The organism is Pigmentiphaga litoralis (genome assembly GCF_014651835.1).
Taxonomy (GTDB): Bacteria; Pseudomonadota; Gammaproteobacteria; order Burkholderiales; family Burkholderiaceae_B; genus Pigmentiphaga; species Pigmentiphaga litoralis.
In genome coordinates this window covers 76112-96380 of sequence record NZ_BMXQ01000002.1, presented here as the reverse complement: position 1 = coordinate 96380, position 20269 = coordinate 76112, and the positions used below count along the sequence as shown (strand labels likewise).

The following is a 20269-nucleotide window of genomic DNA, read 5'->3' as shown; positions in this document are numbered from 1 at the left end:
GCACCCCGCGGCTTTTTTTCAGCTGCGCAGCGCGGCGCGGCTGTACTGGTTGTTGGCTTCCACCAGTTGCGACACCAGCTTCATGAAGGTCTTCTGCTGCGCGTCGGTCAGCGGGCTGAGCATGCGTTCCTGGGCGCGGACCATGTCGGCGTGCATGGCGTTAACGGCGCTCTTGCCTTCACGGGTCAGGAACACGTGGCGGGTGCGGCGGTCGGCCTCGTTCTCGCGGCGTTCAAGCAGACCGCGTTCTTCAAGGCGCCGCACGACGTCGGCGGTGGTGGTGCGGTCAAGACCCACTTCCTGGCCCAGCGCAGTCTGGTCCAGGCCGGGCATGACGGCCAGCGCCGACAGAATGGCGTATTGCACGGGCGTGGTGTTCGACGACTTGCATTCTTCGAAGAACATGGCCACGTGGATCTGGTGCAGCCGGCGCACGAGGAAGCCGGGCCGCGCCCACAGCAGTTCCTTGGCAGGATCGACGACGGAGGCCGCCGCGGGCTTGCTGGATTTTTTCTTGACTGCGGGTCGGCTGGTGCTCGACGACATGAGAGTGCCCGGGGTTATTAGTATGCTGACGATTATAACCGGCGACACCCCCGCAAACAGGCCGGATACGGCCGATTTTCCTTGATGCGCGGTGCCGCGCCGGAATGTGCGGCATACGTCCTTTCGCTGGCGGATCGCGGCCCCTGCCGGCCGGCTCCAGGAAATCATCAGCATACTGCTCATCTGCACTAAAACGGGCCGCCGCCGCGCCCCAAGATGCCGCAATGCCAGGCCGCTTTTGGTGCATCCGGGCCGCCCGCGCCTTGCCTGTTGAGGATCAGGATTAACCCCGATCCGATCCGAAAAAAATTTTCATACCGTCAGTACACTGATAATATGCCTCAGCATACTGACGAACTGCGGGAAGCGCCCAGGCGATGAGGGCGCGATTTTTTCAAAGTGGCATAGCGCTTGCTTGAAAGGAGTCGAAGCCCGATGGCGTCACCCCCACCCTCACTCCCTACCCTGAACCTTCTGCAGGAGTCTTCCATGTCGTTCTGGAAACGTGTTTCAGTATGCGCCTCCGTGCTGGCCGTCAGCTGTCTGTCCTCGGCCACCGCCGTGGCGGCCGAGGCTGCGACCTTCCCGACCAAGCCCGTCACGATCATCGTGACCTTTCCCCCGGGCGGAGGTACCGACCTGCTTGCCCGCCTGATCGGCGGCGAACTCCAGAAGGTCTGGGGACAGACCGTGATTGTCGACAACCGCACAGGCGCCAGCGGCAACATCGGCGCGCGCGCCGTGGCCGAAAGCGCGGCCGATGGCTACACCCTGTTGATGGTGAACAGCTCGTTCGCGGTCAACCCGGGCGTCTTCCGCAACCTGCCCTTCGACCCCAAGGCCGACTTTTCCCCTGCCGTGAACGTGGCCTTCGTGCCGTCGGTCTTTGTCGTGTCGGCCGAATCGGCTTACAAGACCCTGCCCGAGATGATGGCCGCCGCCAAACCCGGCGCGGCCGGCCTGTCGTTCGGGTCCTGCGGCAACGGCACCCCCCAGCACCTGGCGGGCGAAATGTTGAACGTGCAGGGCAAGGTGGGCATGCAGCACATTCCTTACCGCGGCTGCGGCCCGGCCCTGACCGACGTGCTCGGCAAGCAGGTGCCCGTGGCGATCGTGACGGCGTCGTCGGCCATGCCGTACGTGAAGGCCGGCAAGCTGCGCGCGCTGGCCGTGACGTCCAAGGCCCGCTCGCCGTTCCTGCCCGAAGTGCCGACCGTGGCCGAGAACAACATGGCCGGCTATGAACTCGACCAGTGGCATGGCCTGCTGGCCCCGTCCAAGACGCCCAAGGCCATCGTCGACAAGATCAATGCCGACGTGGCCAGGATCGTGGCGCGTCCGGACATCAATGAAAAGCTGCTGGGCCTGGTGTACGCGCCAACGACCAGCACGCCTGCGGAATTCAGCAAGATCGTGTCCGACGACATCGATCGCTTTACCAAATTGACGCAGCAGATCGGCCTCAAGGTAGATTAAGGGTTGCGTGGCCACCGGCGCGGATGCGCCGGTTTTTGTTCAACATCGTTTGAGACAATCAGATGAAGAAATTGCAGATCAGCCTCTCGTGTGGCGACTATGACCGGACCCGCGCCATTCTGGATGGCCGCGCGCAGATTGAAGGGTGCGAGGTCGTCACCGCGGCCATCGAACCCGAAGAAGCCTTTCACCGCGCGTTCCGCTACCAGGAATTCGACGTCACCGAAATTTCCATGAGCAGTCACATGATGACGACGGCTCGCGGCGACAACGAGTACATCGGCATCCCGGCGTTCATATCGCGCGTGTTCCGCCAGTCGGGCATCTATGTGCGGACCGACCGCGGCATCAACACGCCGCAGGACCTGAAGGGCAAGACCATCGGCGTGCCCGAATACCAGATCACGGCCAACGTGTGGATCCGCGGCATCCTGAAAGACGAATACGGCCTGGAGCCGCGTGACGTGAAGTGGGTGCGTGGCGGGATCGAAGAACCCGGCCGCGGCGAGCGCTCGCCCATCGTGCTGGACGACGACATCGACCTGACCCAGATCCCCGACGACAAGACCCTGTCGCAGATGCTGGAAGACGGCGAGATCGATGGCTACATCGGCGCGCGCGCGCCGTCGTGTTTCCTGCGCGGCGCCCCCAATGTGGGCCGCCTGTTTGGCGACTACATCGAAGCCGAAAAGGACTACTTCCGCCGCACCCGCATCTTTCCGATCATGCACATGGTCGGCATCCGCAAGTCGCTGGTCGAACAGCATCCGTGGCTGCCCGTGAGCGTCTACAAGGCCTTCATCAAGTCGAAGGAAATGGCGATCCACGAGCTCAACGAGATCTGCCACCTGGCCGTCACCCTGCCCTGGATGGTGCATCACCTGAACGAAGCCAAGGCGCTGATGGGCGATGACTACTGGCCGTTCGGCATGGAGAACAACCGCCACACCATCGAGACGTTCGCGCGCTATCACTACGATCAAGGCCTGTCGAAGCGCCTGGTCAAGCCCGAAGAACTGTTCCACCCGGCAGCGCTCGACCTGTCGAAGATCTGATACAAGGCAGGCTGCAGTGAAACCTCCCGTCGTAGGCTACCACTCCCCCTCCAGCGTCGATGAAGCATTGCGGCTGCTGGCCGCCCACGAGAACGTTCGCGTGCTCGCCGGCGGCCAGTCCCTGATGGCGATGCTGAACATGCGTTTTGCGTTTCCCGACCATCTGGTCGACATCAACGGGCTGCAGGAACTGGGCTATATCCGTGACGACGGGTCCGCGGTCCGCATCGGCGCGCTCACGCGCCAGCGGGACGTGGAATTTTCGCAGGTGGTCAAGGACCGCCTGCCGCTGCTGGCCGAAGCCATTCTGCAGGTCGGGCATCGCCAGACCCGCAACCGTGGCACGGTCGGCGGCAGCCTGTGCCAGCTCGATCCGGCGGCCGAGATCCCATCCATCGCCATGGCGATGGATGCGGTGATTACGGTCGCCAACCAGGGTGGCACACGCCAGATTGCCATGACGGATTTCCCGGCCGGCTACATGACGCCGTCCATGGAACCCGATGAATTGCTGACCGACATCGCGTTCACGCCCTGGCCCGCGGGCCATGGCTGGTCGTTCCTGGAATACGCGCGTCGCCATGGTGACTTCGCGATCGTGTCGGTGGCTGTCCTGCTGGCGCCGGGCGCCGACGGCAGCATTGCGCGCGCATCGATCACGCTGGGCGGCGTGGGCTCGGGCCCGGTCCGCATGACGGATGCCGAAGCGCTGCTGACCGGCTCGCACGGCAACGCGGCCTTCGATGCCGCGGCCGCCGCCTGTGCCCTGATCGACGCCAGCAGCGATTCCTATGTACCGGCGTGGTATCGCCAGCGGCTTGCGCGCGTCCTGACGCGCCGCGCCCTGGATACTGCGCTTTCACGCATCGCAAGGTAAGCCATGGAAGAATTCGATCCCGCGCAAAAGCGCACCATCATGCTCAAGGTCAACGGCGCCGACCACCAGTGCGAGGTCGACGTGCGCATGCACCTGGCCGACTGCCTGCGCGGCGAGCTTGGCCTGACGGGCACCCATGTCGGCTGCGAGCACGGCGTCTGCGGCGCCTGTACGGTGCTGGTCGACGGCCGCTCGGCACGCAGCTGCCTGATGCTTGCGGTGCAGGGCAACGGCCATGAAATATCCACTGTGGAAGGCCTGGCCAACCCGGCCGATCCGCTCCACCCGATCCAGCAGGCCTTCCACGACCTGCACGGCCTGCAGTGCGGCTACTGCACCCCGGGCATCCTGATGTCGGTGGCCGAACTGCTGGCCGAGGATCCCGATCCGTCGGAAGCCACGGTGCGCGACGTGCTATCGGGCCACCTGTGCCGCTGCACCGGCTATCAGAACATCGTTGCCGCGACCTTGCGCGCGGCCCATATGCTCAAAGCGAGGCCCGATCATGGACACGCGGGTTAAACACGGCGCCGGCGTCAGCGTCGGGCGCATGGAAGACCAGGCGCTGCTGCGCGGCACGGCGCGCTTCGTCGACGACGTACCCGTGATGGCGCCCCTGCACGCCTGCTTCGTGCGCAGTCCGCATGCGCACGCGCGCATCCTGTCGATCGATACGTCGATGGCGGCGGAGCTGCCCGGCGTGGTCGGCATCTATTCGGCGGCCGATCTGCGCGGCGATGTGACCACCCTGCGCATGCCGCTGGGATTTCCGTCGCCCACGATGCCCAAGAACACCACGCCCTTCGTGCTGGCGCCCGACGAAGTCGCCTTCGTGGGCGAGGCACTGGCCGTGGTGGTGGCCGAGTCGCGCTACCTGGCCGAAGATGCCGCGCAGATGGTGATGGTCGAGTACGACATCCTGCCGGCGGTGTCGGATTGCCGCGCCGCGGTCGAACCCGGATCGCCGACCGTACGCACCGAGATCGAATCGAACGTGCTGCAGCAATACCAGCTGGCGTATGGCGATTGCCATTCGGTATTCACCGCCGGGCACACCATTGTTGCGGACGACTTCTGGGTCCATCGCGGCTGCGCGCATTCGATGGAAGGCCGCGGCGTGCTGGCCGTGCCCGACCTGTCGTCCGACACACTGATGGTGTGGTCGTCGACACAGCTCGCGCATGAACTGCATGCAGCGATTGCGCAGATGCTGGGCCAGCCCGAAGACAAGCTGCGGGTGATCACGCCCGACGTGGGCGGCGGCTTTGGCGCCAAGTTCATGATCTACCCCGAAGAAGTCGCGATCCCGGCCGTGGCGCGCAAGCTGCGCCGCCCGGTCAAATGGGTGGAAGACCGCCGCGAACACTTCACCAGCGCCATCCAGGAACGCGACCAGTACTGGCACGCCGAAATGGCGATCGATGCCGCCGGCAAGATCGTCGGCCTGCGCGGCAGCATGATCCACGACCACGGCGCGTACACGCCGCAGGGCACCAACGTTGCGTACAACGCGGCGTCCTCCCTGACGGGCCCGTACGTGGTGCCGAACTTCATGCTCGACGTCCAGGTTGCGCATACCAACAAGGTGCCGGTCGCAACCATTCGTGGCGCGGGCTATCCGCAAGCCAACTTCGTGATGGAACGGCTGCTGGATCAGGCGGCCCTGGTGCTGGGCGTGGACCGTGCCGACCTGCGTCAGCGCAACCTGATTCCTCCCGAAAAGATTCCGTACACCAAGCCGCTCAAGTCGCGCGCCGGCCTGCCCCTGGTCGTTGACAGTGGCAACTTTCCTGCCCTGCAGACGGCGCTGCTGGAACGCATTGACTACGCCGGCTTCACGGCGCGCCAGGACGCCGCCCGGGCGCGCGGCGTCTACCTGGGCATCGGCATTGCGAACAGCGTCAAGCCCACCGGCCGCGGTCCGTTCGAGACCGCCAAGGTACGCGTGCTGCCCTCGGGCAAGATCACCGTCCATACGGGCGCGCTGGCCATGGGCCAGGGCCTGAAGACGACGCTTGCCCAGATCTGCGCGGGCCACTTCGGCGTGTCGATCGACGCGATCGACGTGATTGCCGGTGACACGTCCTTCGTGGGCTATGGCATGGGCGGCTTTGCCAGCCGGCAGACCATCATGGCCGGCTCAGCCGTGCATCAGGCGTCGATCGACGTCGTGGCCAAGGCGCGTGCGGTGGCGGCCGCCATGCTGAAACAGCCCGAGTCCGCGATGTCGGTGCAGGACGGCTACGTGACTGGCGCCGAAGGGAAAAGCCTGTCGCTGGCGCAGATCGCCCTCGCCATGAAAGGCGCGCCCGGTTACTCGTTGCCCTACGCATCGGACCCGGGCCTGGAGGCCACGTCGCACTTCCATTGCGATGACCAGACCTACGCTGGCGCATCGCATGGCTGCGAAGTCGAGGTCGACCCGATGACCGGTGCGATCACCCTGACGCGGTATGTGGCCGTGCAAGACAGCGGCAACCTGATCAACCCGCAAATGGCCGAAGGCCAGGTGCACGGCGGCGTGGTGCACGGCATCGGCAATGCGCTGTTCGAATTCATGGCCTACGACGAAAGCGCGCAGCCCGTGTCGACCACGTTTGCCGAATACCTGTTGCCGACCGCGCCCGAATTGCCACACATCGACGTCGTGTTCTGCAACTTCCCGTCGCCGCTGAACCCGCTGGGCGTCAAGGGCATTGGCGAGACCGCCACGATTCCGGTCGCATCGGCCATCATCGGTGCGGTGGAACACGCCTTGAAGGACATTGGCGTGCGGATCGCCGAATCCCCGCTGGGTCCCGTGCGCCTGCTCGAACTGATCAACGCGACCGGCCACGACGCTCATCTCCGCTAGGAAAACCGCATGGAATTCACCAATAAATTTCACGTGCCGCTGCCGATCGACCAAGCCTGGTCGCTGCTGCTGGACGTGCCGCGCATCATGCCCTGCCTGCCGGGCGCCAAGCTGACGGAAGTCGTCGGGCCGGGCAAGTACAAAGGCTCGGTCAGCGTCAAGCTGGGCCCGGTCTCGCTGACCTTCAACGGCCTGGTCGAGCTGGTGAAGCAGGACGACACCGCGCACATTGCGTGGTTGAAAGGGTCGGGCGTCGACCCGAAAGGCCGCGGCGGCGCGCAGTCGGAATTCAGCTTCGCGCTGACCGAGGCGGGTGCCGGCACCGATGTGCTGGTCACGACCAATCTGGCGTTGTCCGGATCGGTGGCGCAGTACGGCCGCGGCAGCGGCATGATCTCGGAAGTCGCGGCGCAGATCCTGAAGCAGTTCGAGAAGAACCTGGCGAAGTCGTTTGCGCAGCCGGAAGGCGCGGCGGCGGGAACGGCGGCTGCGGCGGCGCCTGGCGCAGCATCTGCCGGCTCGCCAGTGGCTGGTGCGGGGGTTGCGGCCGGTGCCGTTGGTGCTGCAAGTACGCATGCCGCTGCTGCGGGTGCTCCCTCGAGCGTGCTGCCAGGTGCAGCAAGCGTCCCCACCGGCACCTCGACAATCTCGCCCGACACGGCAACGGCTTCGCCGCACGCCGCGCCCGCTGCGGGCGTGGCGGCCGCAACGGCGGCGGCACCGGCATCAGCCGGCGTGCACGCCCCGGCATCGATGGCCGCCATGGCGGCCGCCGCGGATGGCGCGGCGTCGCCTGTCGCGCCAGCCAGTACCCACAGCACAGCAGGTGCACCCGCCGCGCCTGCGCCGGCTGCGGCGACGCCCGCCCCGGCACCGGTCTATCGTCAGACTGCGGTGACCGACGACGAGCCGGTCCAGGAAATCAACATGCTGGCGATCGGCCTGAAAGCCATGTGGCGTTCGTTTTTGGGGATGTTCGGGATCGGTAAACGCTGACCGGACTGCGGGGCGCCGCCGTGCGCCCCGGCATCAGCAGCGCAAAAAAAGCGCGCGGAAGACATCTTTTCCGCGCGCTTTCTTTTTGAATCGCGACCCGTTCAGACCGCGCCGTTCAATGGTGCGCCGCGGCCCCCGCACCGGCCGGCGCGGTCCGCTTAGGAAACGCCAGGTTCGCCACCAGCGCCGCGGCCACGCCGCAGCCTGCAATCACACCCAGCATCGGCGCGGCCGTGCCGTCGGCCAATGCCGCGACGACCGCGCTGCCGACCGCGCCCAGACCGAACTGGAAGGCGCCCATCAACGCCGCCGCCGTGCCGGCAATCGCGCCATGGGCTTCCATCGCCAGCATGGTGCTGGGCGGCAGCAGAAAGCCCATGCTGGTAATGACCACGAACAGCAGCACGCACAGCAGCGGCAGGCTGGCGTAGCCCGCCTGGTCAGCCAGGGCCAGCACGACCGCGGCGATCGCATAGGCAACCGTCGCGCAGCGCACCACGTTCGCCGCGCCATGCTTGCGCACATAGCGTGCATTCAATTGCGCGCCCGCAATCAGGCCCACGGCATTGACGCCGAAGATGATGCTGTACGTCATCGGCGACAGACTGTGCAAGGAAATGAACACGAACGATGACGCCGACAGGTAGGCGAAGAAGCCGGCCTGCGCCAGGGCCAGGGCCAGCACATAGGGAATGAACTTGCTGCTGACCAGCAAGCCGGCGTAATGCTTGAACGCAGCCGACGGGTGGCTGACCGCGCGCAGTTCCGGCATGCGGCTTTCGGGCAGGTAACGGGCCACGACGGCGATCGCCACCACGCCGTAGATCGCCAGCACGATGAAGATGACGTGCCACGTCGTCACCGACAGCACCACGCTGCCGAACAGCGGCGCAAGAATCGGCGCGATGCCCAGCACCATGATCATCAGCGCCATGAGCCGGCCCGCCAGCGCACCGGTGTACAGGTCGCGCACCACGGCCATGCCGATCACCATGCCGATCGATCCGCCCAGTCCCTGCACCAGTCGCAGCAGGGTCAGCTGTTCGATGGACGTTGCCATCGCGCAGCCGATCGACCCGAGCGTGAACAGCGCCAGCCCGACATAGATCACCGGCTTGCGGCCGACCTTGTCCGACACGGGCCCATAGACCAGTTGACCAAGCGTCAATCCGATAAAGAACGACATCAGGCTGCGCTGCACCGCGCCGTCGTTGGTGGCCAGATCGCTGACCATCATCGGCAGCGCCGGCAGATACATATCGATGGCCAGCGGCCCGAGCGCGCTGAGCGCGCCCAGGATGATGGCGATGCGCAATGCGCGTTTGTCCATGGGTGTGTAGTCAAAAGAGGGGGAAGCCCGTATTATGGAACCATTGAGTTTCCTTAATCAAGGCTGCCGACCCATCCCATGCTGCATGACCCCGACATGGCCGAAAAAAAGGGGCCCGGACGGCCCCCTGTGTTGTCTGCATCCGACAGACGGCGCCGCATCCTCGACGCTGCCGAAGCCCTGTTCACCGCCAAGGGGTATGGCGACACGAGCATGGACGACATCGCCAAGGCCTGCGGCATGTCGAAGAAAACGCTGTATGCCGTGTTCGCCGACAAGGCCACGCTGTTCTCGTCCCTGATCGCCGACAACGAGGCCTTTCCCATCCTGGCCTACGAAGGCGGGCAGGCGGTGGCGGACACACGCGCCGCATTGACGGATGTGCTGAGCGGACTGGTCGATTTCATTTTGATGCCGCGGCAGGTCGCGATGACCCGCCTGGCGATCTGCGAGACGCTGCACGCCCCGGAACTGAGCCAGCAGTTCTTCACCGCCGCACTCGACCGCGGCGAAGGCTATCTGCGCGACGCACTCACCCGCGTCTTTCCGGCATGGAATGCCAGGACGATCCAGCCGCTGCTGCCCATCATCGTGGGCGCCGCGTTGGGGGGACTGCAACTGCGCGCGCTTGTCGAACCCGGCAAACTGCCCGACCGGCGCACCCGGCGGCGCAACATCGCGCTCTGCGTGGCCATGGTCTGGCCGCTTCTCAGCCGTCCACCGGGGGCAGCCGACTGAGAAGCAGGCGGGACGACCGCATGGCGATCAGGTCGGGGTCGACTGCGCACGCTTGATGGACGATGGCGACAGGTCGGACGCCGGCTTGACCGATGACGGCGTCAGGACCTGTTGCGCGTCGGCGCGTTTGGACTTTTTGCCGAGCATCATGGCGATCATGACCATGCCGTAAATGAGGGCGCACGTGCCGCCGATGAGACCCACAACGATGAGTAGCGTAACCATGGCAACTCCTTGACTAGTGAGCTTCCAGTCTAGGAGCGCGCGGTCCGCAAAAGCCGGAATGCACCTTACCGTATGGAAAGGCGGAATGGGCGTGTCAGCCCCGCTGTTGCTCAATCTTGAGCCTGCTCAGGGGTTACGGTTTGGTTAGAAATGGCGCTGGCCAAGGGATAACCATGAGGGCCCCTTTCCTTAACCCGATATCACCCGGAGCGTGAAGTCGTGGATGGACCGGCCACGTGCATCGACCGCCACGGTCACGGGCATGTTCTCCACCTTGAATTCATAGATCGCTTCCATTCCCAGGTCGGCGAAGGCGACGACCCGCGCCGACCGGATCGCCTTGGACACCAGATAGGCCGCGCCGCCAACCGCCATCAGATAGGCCGAGCCCGCTTGGCGAATCGCCTCGACGGCCACCGGCCCGCGCTCGGCTTTCCCGATGGTCAGCAACAGGCCTGTCCGCTCGAGCAACATCGGCATGAACGCATCCATGCGGGTGGCCGTGGTTGGCCCTGCCGGGCCGACGGCTTCCCCCGCCACCGGATCCACGGGTCCAACGTAATAGATGGCACGGCCTTGCAGGTCCACGGGCAAGGCTTCGCCTCGTTCAAGCATGCCTGCCAGCCGCTTGTGGGCCGCATCGCGGGCGGTGTAGAGCGTGCCCGACAACAGCAGTTGCTGGCCTACCCGCCACTGCGCGACATCGGATCTGCTGACGATGTCCAGATCGATCGGAAGCGCCCCCGTGACGGGATAGGCATCGGGAATGCCATCGAACAGGGCAGGATCCGGGGGCGGGAATGCCGCGGGCCCGGCGCCATCGAGTTCGAACGACATGAAGCGGGTGGCGGCGCAGTTGGGCACCAGGGCCACGGGCAGCAGCGCGGCATGCGACGGCGCATGCCGGATCTTGACGTCAAGCACCGTGTGCCCGCCACCCAACCCTTGCACGCCGATCCCCAGCGCGTTGATGCGTTCGAACAGTTCCAGCCGCAGCCGCTCGGTCGCATTGTGTGCTCCGCGCTGACGCAGGCAGTGCATGTCGATCGGCGTAAACAAGGCCTGTTTGGCAAGCAGCATGGCCTGCTCCGGACTGCCGCCGACGCCGATGCCAAGGACCCCGGGCGGACACCAGCCGGCACCCATGCCGGGCAATTGATCAACGACCCAATCCGCGACGGACTCGTTGGGATTGAGCATGGTGAACCGCGCCTTGACGTCCCCGCCGCCCCCCTTGGCCGCGACGGTGATGTGCAGGCTGTTCCCTTCCACCATCTCGATCTGCACGATGGCCGGCGTGTTGTCACGGGTATTGGTGCGATCCCCCAACGGGTCGCGAATCATGGACGCCCGCAGCGGATTGCTCGTACAGGTGTAGGCGCGGGCGACCGCCTCGTTGGCAAGCGTCTGAAGCGTGGGGGTGGGCGTGCCGTCGTCACCCTGAATCCGCACGTCCATGCCCACCCTGAAAAAGACATGGACCACCCCGGTGTCCTGGCACACCGGCCGCAGCGCGCGGGCGCTCAGCTTGGCATTGACCAGCAACTGAAGCAGCGCCGCCCGTGGCGCCGTTTCTGTTTCCGCGGCATACGCATCCTTGAGCGCGCTCACGAAGTCGGCCGGGTGGGCATAACTGATGCGCTGCAGGGCAGCCGCCAGGCTGTCGACGACGTCGGCGGCGGGAATGCTGCGCAATGGGTAGGCGTGCGATGGGGTATCACTCATGTCAATCGAGCCGGATGCCTGCCTGCTTGATCACGCCCGACCATTTGACGATCTCGTCGGCGGTGTAGCGCTGGAACGCGGCGGGCGTGGTCTGGTCGGCTGGCAGGATGACGATGCCTTGCTCGACCATCTTGTCGGTGAACCGGGTGTCCTGCATCGCTTTTTCGTACGCCGCGTACAGCGTCTGCACAACGGCCGCAGGCGTGCCTTTCGGCGCGTAAAGCCCATACCAGGTGGACACGTCAAACCCCGGCAATGCGGACTCCCCCATGGTCGGCACGCCAGGGAACTGGTCCATGCGTTTGGCCGACGTCAACCCCAGGGCACGCACCTTGTCGCCACGGGTCTGCGGCAACGCGGTATTGGTCTGGTCGAACATGGCGTCCACCTGCCCACCCATCAGGTCATTCAGCGCCGGCCCGGCGCCCTTGTACGACACCGACGTAATGTCGATGCCGGCTTTGCTGGCAAACAGGGCGGCGACCAGATGGGACGTCGACCCGACACCTGCATTGCTGAAGTTGATCTTGCCCGGGTGCTTCTTTGCGTACGCGATCAGCTCGGGCAGCGTCTTGTGCGGTGACGCGCTCGACGACATCAGCACCAACGGCGTATCCGGGAAGCGGAAGACCGCCTGGAAGTCCTTTGCCGGATCGTACGGCAGCTTTGCGTACATGGCGGGCGCGGCGGCCATGTAGCCGACATGTCCGACCAGCAGGGTGTAGCCGTCGGGCGCCGCGCGGGCGGCCTTGGCCGCGCCGATGGTGCCCCCGGCCCCCGGGGCATTCTCGATCACGATCGTCTGTTTGAGTTGCTGACCGACCTGGCTCGCAATGTTGCGGGCCATGGCATCCGTGGGGCCGCCGGGGGCGAACGGGACGATCCACGTCATGGGGCGCGACGGATACGCATCCGCGGCCTGGACAGGCGGGATGAAGGCGCCACAAAGGGCGAGTGCGGCGAACCAATGCTTCATTGTTGTCTCCTCAGGGATGGTTGGGGTGAGCGTCTGGCGGCTCAGTACCGTGTGGCGCGCATGCGATCGACCATCTCGGGCGCGCTGCCGAGGTAGTTGGCCGGTTCACACAGGGATTCGATGGCGGCCCGATCCAGCCGGGCCGAGACGATGGCGTCCTCGGTCAGCACGTCGGCGAGCTTGCGTCCCGACGAGGCCGCGATCCGGCACGCGTCGTACACGACGTCGTGCGCGGTTTGCCGGCCGATGTGGGGCGCGAGTCCCATCATGACGGCTTCGGCAACGATCAAGCCGCCCGACAGGTCGAGGTTGCGGCGCATGCGGCCGGTGTCGACTTCGAGCCCGGCAAGCATGAAGCGGGCTTGGTTCAAGGAACCTGCGGTCAGCACGAACGCTTCGGGAATGGCGGACCATTCGATATGCCAGGGGCCGGTGGCGCGTTCGAAGTCCTGCAGCACCGCGTCCAGGGCCAGGCCGGCGTGCTGGCGCACCGTCTTGGACGCGCTCCACATCAGTTCGCACGAGATGGGATTGCGCTTTTGCGGCATGGTGCTCGAGGCGCCACGGCCTTTCACGAAGGGCTCGAAGGCTTCACCCAGTTCGTTCGTCATCATCAGCATGACGTCGAGCGCGATCTTGCCGAGCGACGCGGCGACCAGCGCAAGGAACTGCACGGCTTCGGCAAGGCCGTCACGCGCCACATGCCATGTGATGGGCGCACTTTCCAGCCCCAGGTCTTCCATGAGTGCGGCCTGCACGCCCAGGCCGTCATGGCCGAGGGACGCCAGCGTGCCCGCCGCGCCACCGAACTGTCCGATCAGCACACGCGGGCGCAGCTGCTCAAGGCGCTGGCGATGCCGCCGGATCATCAGCAACCAGACGGCTGCCTTGTAGCCGAAGGTGATCGGCAACGCGTGTTGCAGGTGCGTGCGACCCGCCATGGCCGCGTCGCGATAGCGCAGCGCCATGGCGTCCAGGATGCCGTCGAGTTCCGCCAGATCCGTCTCGATCAGGGCGAGCGCCTCGCGGACCTGCAGGACGGTGGCCGTGTCCATGATGTCTTGCGTGGTCGCGCCCCAATGGAGGTATTCGCCTTCCGGTCCGCACTGCGCCGACAGCTGGTGCACCAGCGGCAGGATGGGATAGCCGACGATTTCGGTGTCGTGCGCCAGACGCACGGGGTCGATGCCGCCGGCATCGGCGCGCGCTTCAATCGCCTGTGCAGCGGCCGCGGGGATGATGCCAAGGCGTCCCTGGACCCGCGCCAGCGCCACTTCGGTCTCGACATACCGCCGGATGGTGGCGGCGTCGTCGAACACGGCGCGCATGGCGGGCGTGCCGAACATATCTTTGAACATGGCGGATTCGAGGACGGATACGGGCATGGCTTTTGTACGCTCTATTGAAGTTGTACGTACATCTTATGCAGTCCATACCTCGGCGTCAATCGATGCGCCTCAGGGGAAATACCAGTGCGCTGACAGCCAACGGATAGAATGGCGCCAGTGCGTTTCCGAGGTTTTTCCGATGTCGATCACCCTGTACAGCCAGATTTCAGAGCGCATCGCGCAGCGCATTGCCGACCAGACTTATGCGGTCGGCGCGGCGTTGCCCAGCGAAAACGATCTGGCTGAAGAGTTCGGGGCAAGCCGGCACACCGTGCGCGCAGCGCTACGGCAATTGCAGGATGTCGGATTGATTGCACGCCGCCGTGGAAGCGGAACCGTGGTGCTGGCGGCGGACCGGGCGGCGGGCTACAGCCAGTCGCTGTCGTCGCTGGAAGATCTGGTGCAGTTGGCGGAACGTACACCGCGCCATGTTCGCAAGGTGCAGGACATGGTCATGGATACCGAGCTGGCGTCGGTGCTGCGATGCGGCCCGGGCACCCGATGGCTGCAGATCAGTTCGACCCGCGGCGAAGCCGACCAGGATCCGATGGTGTGGACGGACCTGTACGTGGATGCGCATTACCGCGACATCAGGAAACTGGTGCTGGCGCAGCCCGATCAGCTGGTGTCGCAGTTGATCGAGGCCCACTATGGGCGGCGGATTGCAAAGGTGGAGCAGACGATTGCAGCCTGCGCAATTCCGGCGCGGATTGCCAAGGCGCTCAATGTGGCGCCCGATTCACCGGGATTGCTGATCACCCGGCATTACTGCGACCAGGGTGGCACGGTGATCGTCGCATCGATCTCGTACCACCCGGCCGGACGCTATCAGTTCTCGATGACCTTGATCCGCGAGCACTGAAGCGGGGCTCGTGCAGGGTCTGTGCAGCCCTCGCCAAGCCTTACAGGAAGCCCATCGTGCGCGAGCTAAAGTTGCCGATCCCGGGCACCACCAGGCTCAGTTCACTGTCGGACACGCCGAACCAGCGCGCCATCGTGGCCGCAAACTGGTCGACCGACGTGGTGGGCAGCAGGCGACCCTGACCGACATCGTCCGGCCCGTTGACCGAGACGGATGGCGCCGTGCCGTAGAACTGCTTGCCCTTGACCGCGCCGCCCACCACAAAGTGGTGCGAACCCCAGCCGTGGTCCGAGCCATCGCCGTTCGACACGAGCGTGCGGCCGAAGTCGGATGCGGTAAAAGCGGTCACGCTGTTCGCAATGCCAAGTTCAACCGTATTGGCATAGAAGGCGGTCATGGCTTCGGACACCTTGGCCAGCAAGGCCGGGTGCTGATAAGGCAGGCCGTCATGCAGGTCAAAGCCCCCCATCGACACCATGAACACCTGGCGCTTGGTGCCCAGCGAACTGCGAGCCGAGATCAGCTTGGCGACCATCTGCAATTGCGCGGCCAGGGGGTTGTCGGCGGGATAGGCCGTGGTGGACGTCGGGATGCCGGCCAATGCGGCGCTGACCTGCGCTTCGGCCGCGATGGAACGGCTGGTGACGCGGGCGTATTCGTTTTCCAGGGTGTGCGTGCTCGATCCGGTGATGAGCGACTTGAGCGCTGCGCTGCAGGCGTTCGAACCATACAGGCCGCTTTTAGTGGGCCACATCGACACGGGACCCGACGGGCTGACCTGGTATTGCAGGGCCGAGTCGCCCGACAGGTACACGGCGTTGCCCGAGACCGAAATGCAGGTGAAGACCGAGCTGCCGTTGTTGGCCATGGCCAGGTCGCCCATGCGTCCGCCCCAGCCGCGCGTTGCGCCTTCGGTCTGCGACGACTGCCAGATGGATTGCTGGTCGTTGTGCGAGAACAGCTTGGGTGGCAAGGGCACCGAGCGCGCCTGGTACTGCGCCAGGGTGGTCGGCACACGCAGCGGCCCGACGTTCAATTGCACGGCCATGCGGCCGCTGTCGAACAGTTGCTTGAGGCCGGTCATTTGCGGCGCAAGGGCCATCTTCATGCCGTTGGGCAAGGCCACCGACGGGTCGAGCGTGGTGGCCGCCAGGCTGGCCTGCGGCAGGCCGATGCCGCCGCGAATCGTTGCGTACTTGGCGTAGTTGGCCGCGTCGACGGGGATCACGGTGTTGCCATGGTCGTTGCCGCCGTACAAGAAGACGCAGACCAGCGCCTTGTAGTCCGACGCCGTGAAGGCGGCCGCCTCGCCAATGGCGGCAAGGTTGAGCGCCCACGGGGTGGCCACGCCGGCCAACCCAAGTTGACCCGCGCGGCGCAGGAAGGCGCGGCGGGCGAGCTGGCCCGAAGAATGAAGAGGAGTCATGGCGGGGCCTATTTCTGGACGATGTATTGCGGGGAAGCCATCACCAACAGGATGGCGGCATAGACCCGGTTCTTCAGACCGTCGGCCGAACCGGCCGAGATCGACGACACAGCGGTCACGATGGTGTTGAGGGTGGCCGTGCTGAGCTGCCGGCCCGACATCAACAAGTTGACGCGGTCCACCAGGGCGGCGGCGTCGGCCGCGATGCTCAATTCCTTGCTGTAGTTGGGCACCAGTTGCACGAAGCCCTTCCTGACCGTGTCGGCCATGAAGTTGATGTAGCTGGCCACGGTGGATTCATTGGTGATCTGGAATTCGGGTGCGACCTGGCCGGTTGCCGCGAGCGCGGTGTCGGGCGGCACGTAGCCCGGACGGAAGAAGTTGAAGACCGAGGACGAGTAGAACGGGCTCTGGCCAAGCGCCCACGAGCTGCTGTTCAGGTCGCCCAGCGTCCATTCGCCCGACGGCGAGCTGGCATTGAAGGTCCGCGCCCACTGGATGAAACGCACCATGGGTTCGCGCAGCTTGCCCCAGGTCGGGCCGGCGGCCATGCTGCCGCTGCGGGCTTCGTCATCCAGCAGGATCGCGCGGATCACTGCCTTCATGTCGCCCCGCACGCCTGAACCGTTGTTGTTCCAGACCGCCGAGACGCGACCGATATATGCCGGGCTGGGGTTGCTGGTGACCAGACGCTGGATGAGCTGGCGGCCGATGAACGGCGCGACGTTCGGGTGGTTGGCCAGCGTATCGAGCGCGACCTTGAGCGCGGTGGCGCCGTCGGTGCCGGCCGCCACGGTGGTGCCCAGGAAGCTGGCAGTCGTCGTCGAATGCAGTGCGGCGTTGAGCTTCATGGGCAGGCGCACCTGCACCGGGTTTTCTTGCGTATGGCCTTGCGTGTAGTCGTAGTCCCAGCCCGTGAAGACGCTGGCCATGGCGGTGACCGTGGACTGGTTGTAGGTCTCGATCGGTTGACCATTGCCGTCAGTCTTGAGCGAACCGTCCTGGTTCAGTTCATGCAGGCCGATCGAAAACAGCTGCATGACTTCGCGGCCGAAGTTCTCGTCAGGCGCGCGGCCGGTCGACGGATTGGCTTTCTGGTTCCCCCGCGTGTTCAGGAAGTAGCCCATGGCCGGGTTCAGCGTGACCGCTTCGAGCAACTGGCGGTACGTGCCGAAGGCGTTGCTGGACAACATGTCCCAATACGCGGCCAGCAGGAACAGCGGCCGTTCGGCGCCCTGCACGTTTTCGGCGGCCACCACGAAGATTTCGGACAGCGCGAGCGCGACACGCTTGCGCACGGCGTCACCGCTCATGATGAGCTGGTGCCAGGCCATGTAGTTGATCGGGAAGAAGTTGCCGTTCTGGTTGCTGCCGTTCAGGCCACGGCTGATGAGCCAGTCCCAGCCGCTGATGGCCGATGGCGCGTTGAACTGCTGGTCCAGCCAGGCCTTGTAGCCCGCCGTCTGCACCGCGGAGATCTCGGCGTCGGACGCCGAAAACTGCGCCTGGTGCAGGAAGCGCGCGGCTTCAGCCGCCGTCGGCGCGATGGTGGGCTGCGGCTGGGGCGTCGGTTCAGGAGTGGGCTGAGGCGTGGGCTGCGGCGTCGGCTGTGGCGTGGGCTGCGGCGTCGGCGTAGGTTGCGGCGTCGGCGTGGGCGTGGGCGTTGGCTGCGGCGTTGGCGTTGGCGTTGGCGTTGGCGTTGGCGTTGGCGTCGGCGTTGGCGTTGGCGTCGGCGTTGGCGTCGGCGTTGGCGTCGGTGTTGGCGTCGGCGTCGGTGTCGGCGTCGGCGTTGGCGTTGGCGTCGGCGTCGGTGTTGGCGTCGGCGTCGGTGTTGGCGTTGGCGTCGGTGTAGCCACCGCGGATCCGACTTCGGCGCCCCCTTCCCCGCCACCACAGGCAGCGAGCACGGTCGCCGCCAGGGCCGACGGCCAGGCGAACAGGGACGACCGCACCGTATTGAGCAGTCCGTTGGACGCCGGCGACGCGGCTGCGTCTACCGGTTCAGGCATGGCGACGCCGGTCACGGCGTCATCGATCGTCACGTCGGACGCGATCGGGTCGTCAAGGCTGGGATGGTTGCTCAAAGGGAGTTCCGCCGGTGCAAAGGGCCGGTCGCAAGGAGGCGACCAGACTATGTAGAATCTATATTTACGTGGTAATCCTTACAAATAGTGAACGACGGCGGCCGCGTACATCGTTTGAAAAGGACTACTTTCCCGGTTCTAATCACGTCTGTCTCAAAAATGAACACACTTCCCGAAAACCTTGATACAGCGGGGTTTTACCTATGTGACCCCCACGAACGGTAAGAAGCCAGCCTACATCCTTCAGGACCTATACTGCTTACCGTTGAGCCACCACGCCAATACTGGCAAAAGTTCACCCCCAGACAAGTAAGGAATACAACCCGACCTTTGCATGCTGCTCGTTGACACATCCGCTGACAGATATAGCCTTACAAAAGGTTGACTCCCGTCCCGGTGTTGGACGAAAAAAAACCGGCACACTTGTCCGGTCGTTGTCGCTTCAAACACCACAGTGCGGGCATCCATCGCCTGTCGTCATTCAGCCGATGCCGCGGCAAGACGCAGATGCATTCCGTTATCCTGACGGCATGCACGCCCAACGGCTGCCACTGCGTACAACTTGCCATCTGGAGGCCTCATGCGTGAATCCGGGACACTGGCCCGCCAAACGTTCGTCGTTCTCTGTCTCGCCGCACTGTTTTTTCTGGCCTGGCAAGTACGCGATGTATTTATTCTCGTATTCGGCATCGTGCTTGCCGCCGCGACGTTGGACGCACTCCAGCGTCCACTTGTGCAGAAGTGGGGCTGGTCCCGCAGGGTATCGCTCAGCTTCGTTGTCATCACCATCATCGCCATCCTGGGCGCCGTTGCATGGTTTGCAGGTGCGGCGGTGGCCGACCAGGCTCGCGCACTACAAAAGGAGTTGCCCGACGCTGTGTCGAAGTTGGCCGCTGTCGTCGAGGAATCGCCATTCGGGGACGCGTATTCCGGCGTTCGCGATACGGTGGCCGACGCCAACGTGCCGTGGAAACGGGTTGCCGGGTATGCGTCGGGCGCGCTCGGGGGTCTGTCGACCGTGGGGTTGATCGTGATTGCCGGTGTGTTCCTCGCTGCCGACCCAGCGGTCTATCGGAAAGGCCTGATCCGCCTCTTTCCCGTGGACGTGCGTGGGAATGCGGCCCGTGGCCTCGACGCGGCGGGTCAGGGACTGCACAGGTGGCTGCTAGGCCAGTTCTGCTCGATGGCGGCGGTAGGAGCCATGACGGCCATCGGCCTGTGGGCGCTTGGGATGCCGCTGGCCTTCCTGCTGGCGCTCATTGCAGGCTTGCTCGCATTCGTCCCGTTTTTTGGTCCGATCATTGCGGGCGTTCTTGCCGTACTCCTCGCATTTTCGGAAAGTCCGACCATGGGCCTCTACGTCGCTCTGCTCTTTTTAGGCATTCAGCAAGTCGAAGGCAACCTGCTGATGCCGCAGATTCAGCGGTGGGCAGTCCAGCTTCCACCGGTGTTGGGCCTGCTTGCCGTCGTGATCTTCGGCATGCTGTTCGGTATTGCGGGCGTCGTACTTGCCACCCCCCTCATGGTCGTCGTGATGATCCTTGTCCAAGAGCTGTACGTGAAGGCAGGACTCGAAAAGCAAGGAGAAGGGACCAGGCACGAGGACGACGACACAGCGTCAACCTGACGCTGCGGGCCACCGTAATTGTTCGCCGTATCGTCTTTGACGTGTAGTGTCAGCCGTCGAAGATGGCAATGGCCGTGCGGGGAA

The 20269-nt window shown here is 65.0% G+C and carries 17 protein-coding genes; 9 read left to right on the top strand and 8 right to left on the bottom strand.

Annotation, left to right across the window (positions count from 1 at the left end):
• Positions 1 to 18: 18 nt before the first annotated feature.
• Positions 19 to 546: a MarR family winged helix-turn-helix transcriptional regulator gene (locus tag IE116_RS18950; protein WP_189614837.1), complete on the bottom strand. Its 528-nt coding sequence runs from the start codon at positions 544 to 546 to the stop codon at positions 19 to 21.
• 489 nt (positions 547 to 1035) lie between these two features.
• Here IE116_RS18950 and IE116_RS18945 point away from each other — a divergent pair, with 489 nt between their 5' ends.
• From IE116_RS18945 to IE116_RS18920, 6 genes are all read left to right on the top strand, one after another.
• On the top strand, positions 1036 to 2022 hold the full coding sequence (locus IE116_RS18945; protein ID WP_189614836.1) for a tripartite tricarboxylate transporter substrate binding protein: 987 nt from the start codon (positions 1036 to 1038) through the stop codon (positions 2020 to 2022).
• Between the two features lie 62 nt (positions 2023 to 2084).
• Positions 2085 to 3077, top strand: a complete 993-nt coding sequence (locus tag IE116_RS18940) for an ABC transporter substrate-binding protein (protein WP_179588890.1) — start codon at positions 2085 to 2087, stop codon at positions 3075 to 3077.
• A gap of 16 nt (positions 3078 to 3093) precedes the next feature.
• On the top strand, positions 3094 to 3954 hold the full coding sequence (locus IE116_RS18935) for an FAD binding domain-containing protein (protein WP_189614835.1): 861 nt from the start codon (positions 3094 to 3096) through the stop codon (positions 3952 to 3954).
• A 3-nt stretch (positions 3955 to 3957) separates the two neighbouring features.
• Positions 3958 to 4476, top strand: coding sequence for a (2Fe-2S)-binding protein (locus IE116_RS18930; protein WP_189614834.1), 519 nt, complete (start codon positions 3958 to 3960; stop codon positions 4474 to 4476).
• A complete protein-coding gene (locus IE116_RS18925) occupies positions 4460 to 6808 on the top strand; it encodes a xanthine dehydrogenase family protein molybdopterin-binding subunit (RefSeq protein ID WP_189614833.1) in 2349 nt (782 codons plus the stop codon). The genes IE116_RS18930 and IE116_RS18925 overlap by 17 nt, the downstream gene beginning before the upstream one ends.
• A gap of 9 nt (positions 6809 to 6817) precedes the next feature.
• Positions 6818 to 7804 (top strand): SRPBCC family protein, encoded by a 987-nt coding sequence (locus tag IE116_RS18920; RefSeq protein ID WP_189614832.1) that lies wholly within the window; start codon positions 6818 to 6820, stop codon positions 7802 to 7804.
• Between the two features lie 115 nt (positions 7805 to 7919).
• Here the strand turns inward: IE116_RS18920 and IE116_RS18915 are convergent, their stop codons facing one another.
• Complete coding sequence (locus IE116_RS18915) at positions 7920 to 9134, bottom strand: multidrug effflux MFS transporter (protein WP_189614831.1); 1215 nt, start codon at positions 9132 to 9134, stop codon at positions 7920 to 7922.
• 129 nt (positions 9135 to 9263) lie between these two features.
• On the opposite strand from IE116_RS18915, the gene IE116_RS18910 reads away from it, so the two are divergent.
• The gene (locus IE116_RS18910) at positions 9264 to 9872 is read left to right on the top strand and encodes a TetR/AcrR family transcriptional regulator (protein WP_189614830.1); all 609 of its coding nucleotides are present in this window, start codon (positions 9264 to 9266) and stop codon (positions 9870 to 9872) included.
• 27 nt (positions 9873 to 9899) lie between these two features.
• On the opposite strand, the gene IE116_RS18905 is transcribed toward IE116_RS18910, so the two are convergent.
• The 4 genes from IE116_RS18905 to IE116_RS18890 form a co-directional block, all read right to left on the bottom strand.
• Entirely contained in the window at positions 9900 to 10097 is a 198-nt protein-coding gene (locus IE116_RS18905; protein WP_189614829.1) for a hypothetical protein, read from the bottom strand.
• A 189-nt stretch (positions 10098 to 10286) separates the two neighbouring features.
• Positions 10287 to 11822: a fumarate hydratase gene (locus IE116_RS18900; protein WP_189614828.1), complete on the bottom strand. Its 1536-nt coding sequence runs from the start codon at positions 11820 to 11822 to the stop codon at positions 10287 to 10289.
• Between the two features lies 1 nt (position 11823).
• Entirely contained in the window at positions 11824 to 12798 is a 975-nt protein-coding gene (locus IE116_RS18895; protein WP_189614827.1) for a Bug family tripartite tricarboxylate transporter substrate binding protein, read from the bottom strand.
• A gap of 41 nt (positions 12799 to 12839) precedes the next feature.
• The gene (locus tag IE116_RS18890) at positions 12840 to 14183 is read right to left on the bottom strand and encodes a class-II fumarase/aspartase family protein (RefSeq protein WP_189614826.1); all 1344 of its coding nucleotides are present in this window, start codon (positions 14181 to 14183) and stop codon (positions 12840 to 12842) included.
• Between the two features lie 142 nt (positions 14184 to 14325).
• Between IE116_RS18890 and IE116_RS18885 the strand changes: the two genes are divergently transcribed.
• Positions 14326 to 15048 (top strand): GntR family transcriptional regulator, encoded by a 723-nt coding sequence (locus tag IE116_RS18885; protein ID WP_189614825.1) that lies wholly within the window; start codon positions 14326 to 14328, stop codon positions 15046 to 15048.
• A gap of 40 nt (positions 15049 to 15088) precedes the next feature.
• Here the strand turns inward: IE116_RS18885 and IE116_RS18880 are convergent, their stop codons facing one another.
• Positions 15089 to 16474, bottom strand: a complete 1386-nt coding sequence (locus IE116_RS18880; protein ID WP_189614824.1) for a DUF1501 domain-containing protein — start codon at positions 16472 to 16474, stop codon at positions 15089 to 15091.
• An 8-nt stretch (positions 16475 to 16482) separates the two neighbouring features.
• Positions 16483 to 18558 carry a DUF1800 domain-containing protein gene (locus IE116_RS18875; RefSeq protein WP_229828547.1) on the bottom strand — a complete coding sequence of 692 codons (2076 nt, stop codon included), beginning with the start codon at positions 18556 to 18558 and terminating at the stop codon, positions 16483 to 16485.
• 580 nt (positions 18559 to 19138) lie between these two features.
• On the opposite strand from IE116_RS18875, the gene IE116_RS18870 reads away from it, so the two are divergent.
• A complete protein-coding gene (locus IE116_RS18870) occupies positions 19139 to 20185 on the top strand; it encodes an AI-2E family transporter (RefSeq protein ID WP_189614823.1) in 1047 nt (348 codons plus the stop codon).
• The last annotated feature ends 84 nt before the right edge of the window (positions 20186 to 20269 follow it).

What these genes read in the sequence shown, in the direction of transcription:
- IE116_RS18885 (WP_189614825.1), top strand. Translation starts at nt 14,326, where the DNA reads ATGTCGATCACCCTGTACAGCCAGATTTCAGAGCGCATCGCGCAGCGC.
- IE116_RS18870 (WP_189614823.1), top strand. Translation starts at nt 19,139, where the DNA reads ATGCGTGAATCCGGGACACTGGCCCGCCAAACGTTCGTCGTTCTCTGT.
- IE116_RS18945 (WP_189614836.1), top strand. Translation starts at nt 1,036, where the DNA reads ATGTCGTTCTGGAAACGTGTTTCAGTATGCGCCTCCGTGCTGGCCGTC.
- IE116_RS18890 (WP_189614826.1), bottom strand. Translation starts at nt 14,183, where the DNA reads ATGCCCGTATCCGTCCTCGAATCCGCCATGTTCAAAGATATGTTCGGC.
- IE116_RS18925 (WP_189614833.1), top strand. Translation starts at nt 4,460, where the DNA reads ATGGACACGCGGGTTAAACACGGCGCCGGCGTCAGCGTCGGGCGCATG.
- IE116_RS18930 (WP_189614834.1), top strand. Translation starts at nt 3,958, where the DNA reads ATGGAAGAATTCGATCCCGCGCAAAAGCGCACCATCATGCTCAAGGTC.
- IE116_RS18920 (WP_189614832.1), top strand. Translation starts at nt 6,818, where the DNA reads ATGGAATTCACCAATAAATTTCACGTGCCGCTGCCGATCGACCAAGCC.
- IE116_RS18950 (WP_189614837.1), bottom strand. Translation starts at nt 546, where the DNA reads ATGTCGTCGAGCACCAGCCGACCCGCAGTCAAGAAAAAATCCAGCAAG.
- IE116_RS18915 (WP_189614831.1), bottom strand. Translation starts at nt 9,134, where the DNA reads ATGGACAAACGCGCATTGCGCATCGCCATCATCCTGGGCGCGCTCAGC.
- IE116_RS18940 (WP_179588890.1), top strand. Translation starts at nt 2,085, where the DNA reads ATGAAGAAATTGCAGATCAGCCTCTCGTGTGGCGACTATGACCGGACC.
- IE116_RS18905 (WP_189614829.1), bottom strand. Translation starts at nt 10,097, where the DNA reads ATGGTTACGCTACTCATCGTTGTGGGTCTCATCGGCGGCACGTGCGCC.
- IE116_RS18900 (WP_189614828.1), bottom strand. Translation starts at nt 11,822, where the DNA reads ATGAGTGATACCCCATCGCACGCCTACCCATTGCGCAGCATTCCCGCC.
- IE116_RS18880 (WP_189614824.1), bottom strand. Translation starts at nt 16,474, where the DNA reads ATGACTCCTCTTCATTCTTCGGGCCAGCTCGCCCGCCGCGCCTTCCTG.
- IE116_RS18895 (WP_189614827.1), bottom strand. Translation starts at nt 12,798, where the DNA reads ATGAAGCATTGGTTCGCCGCACTCGCCCTTTGTGGCGCCTTCATCCCG.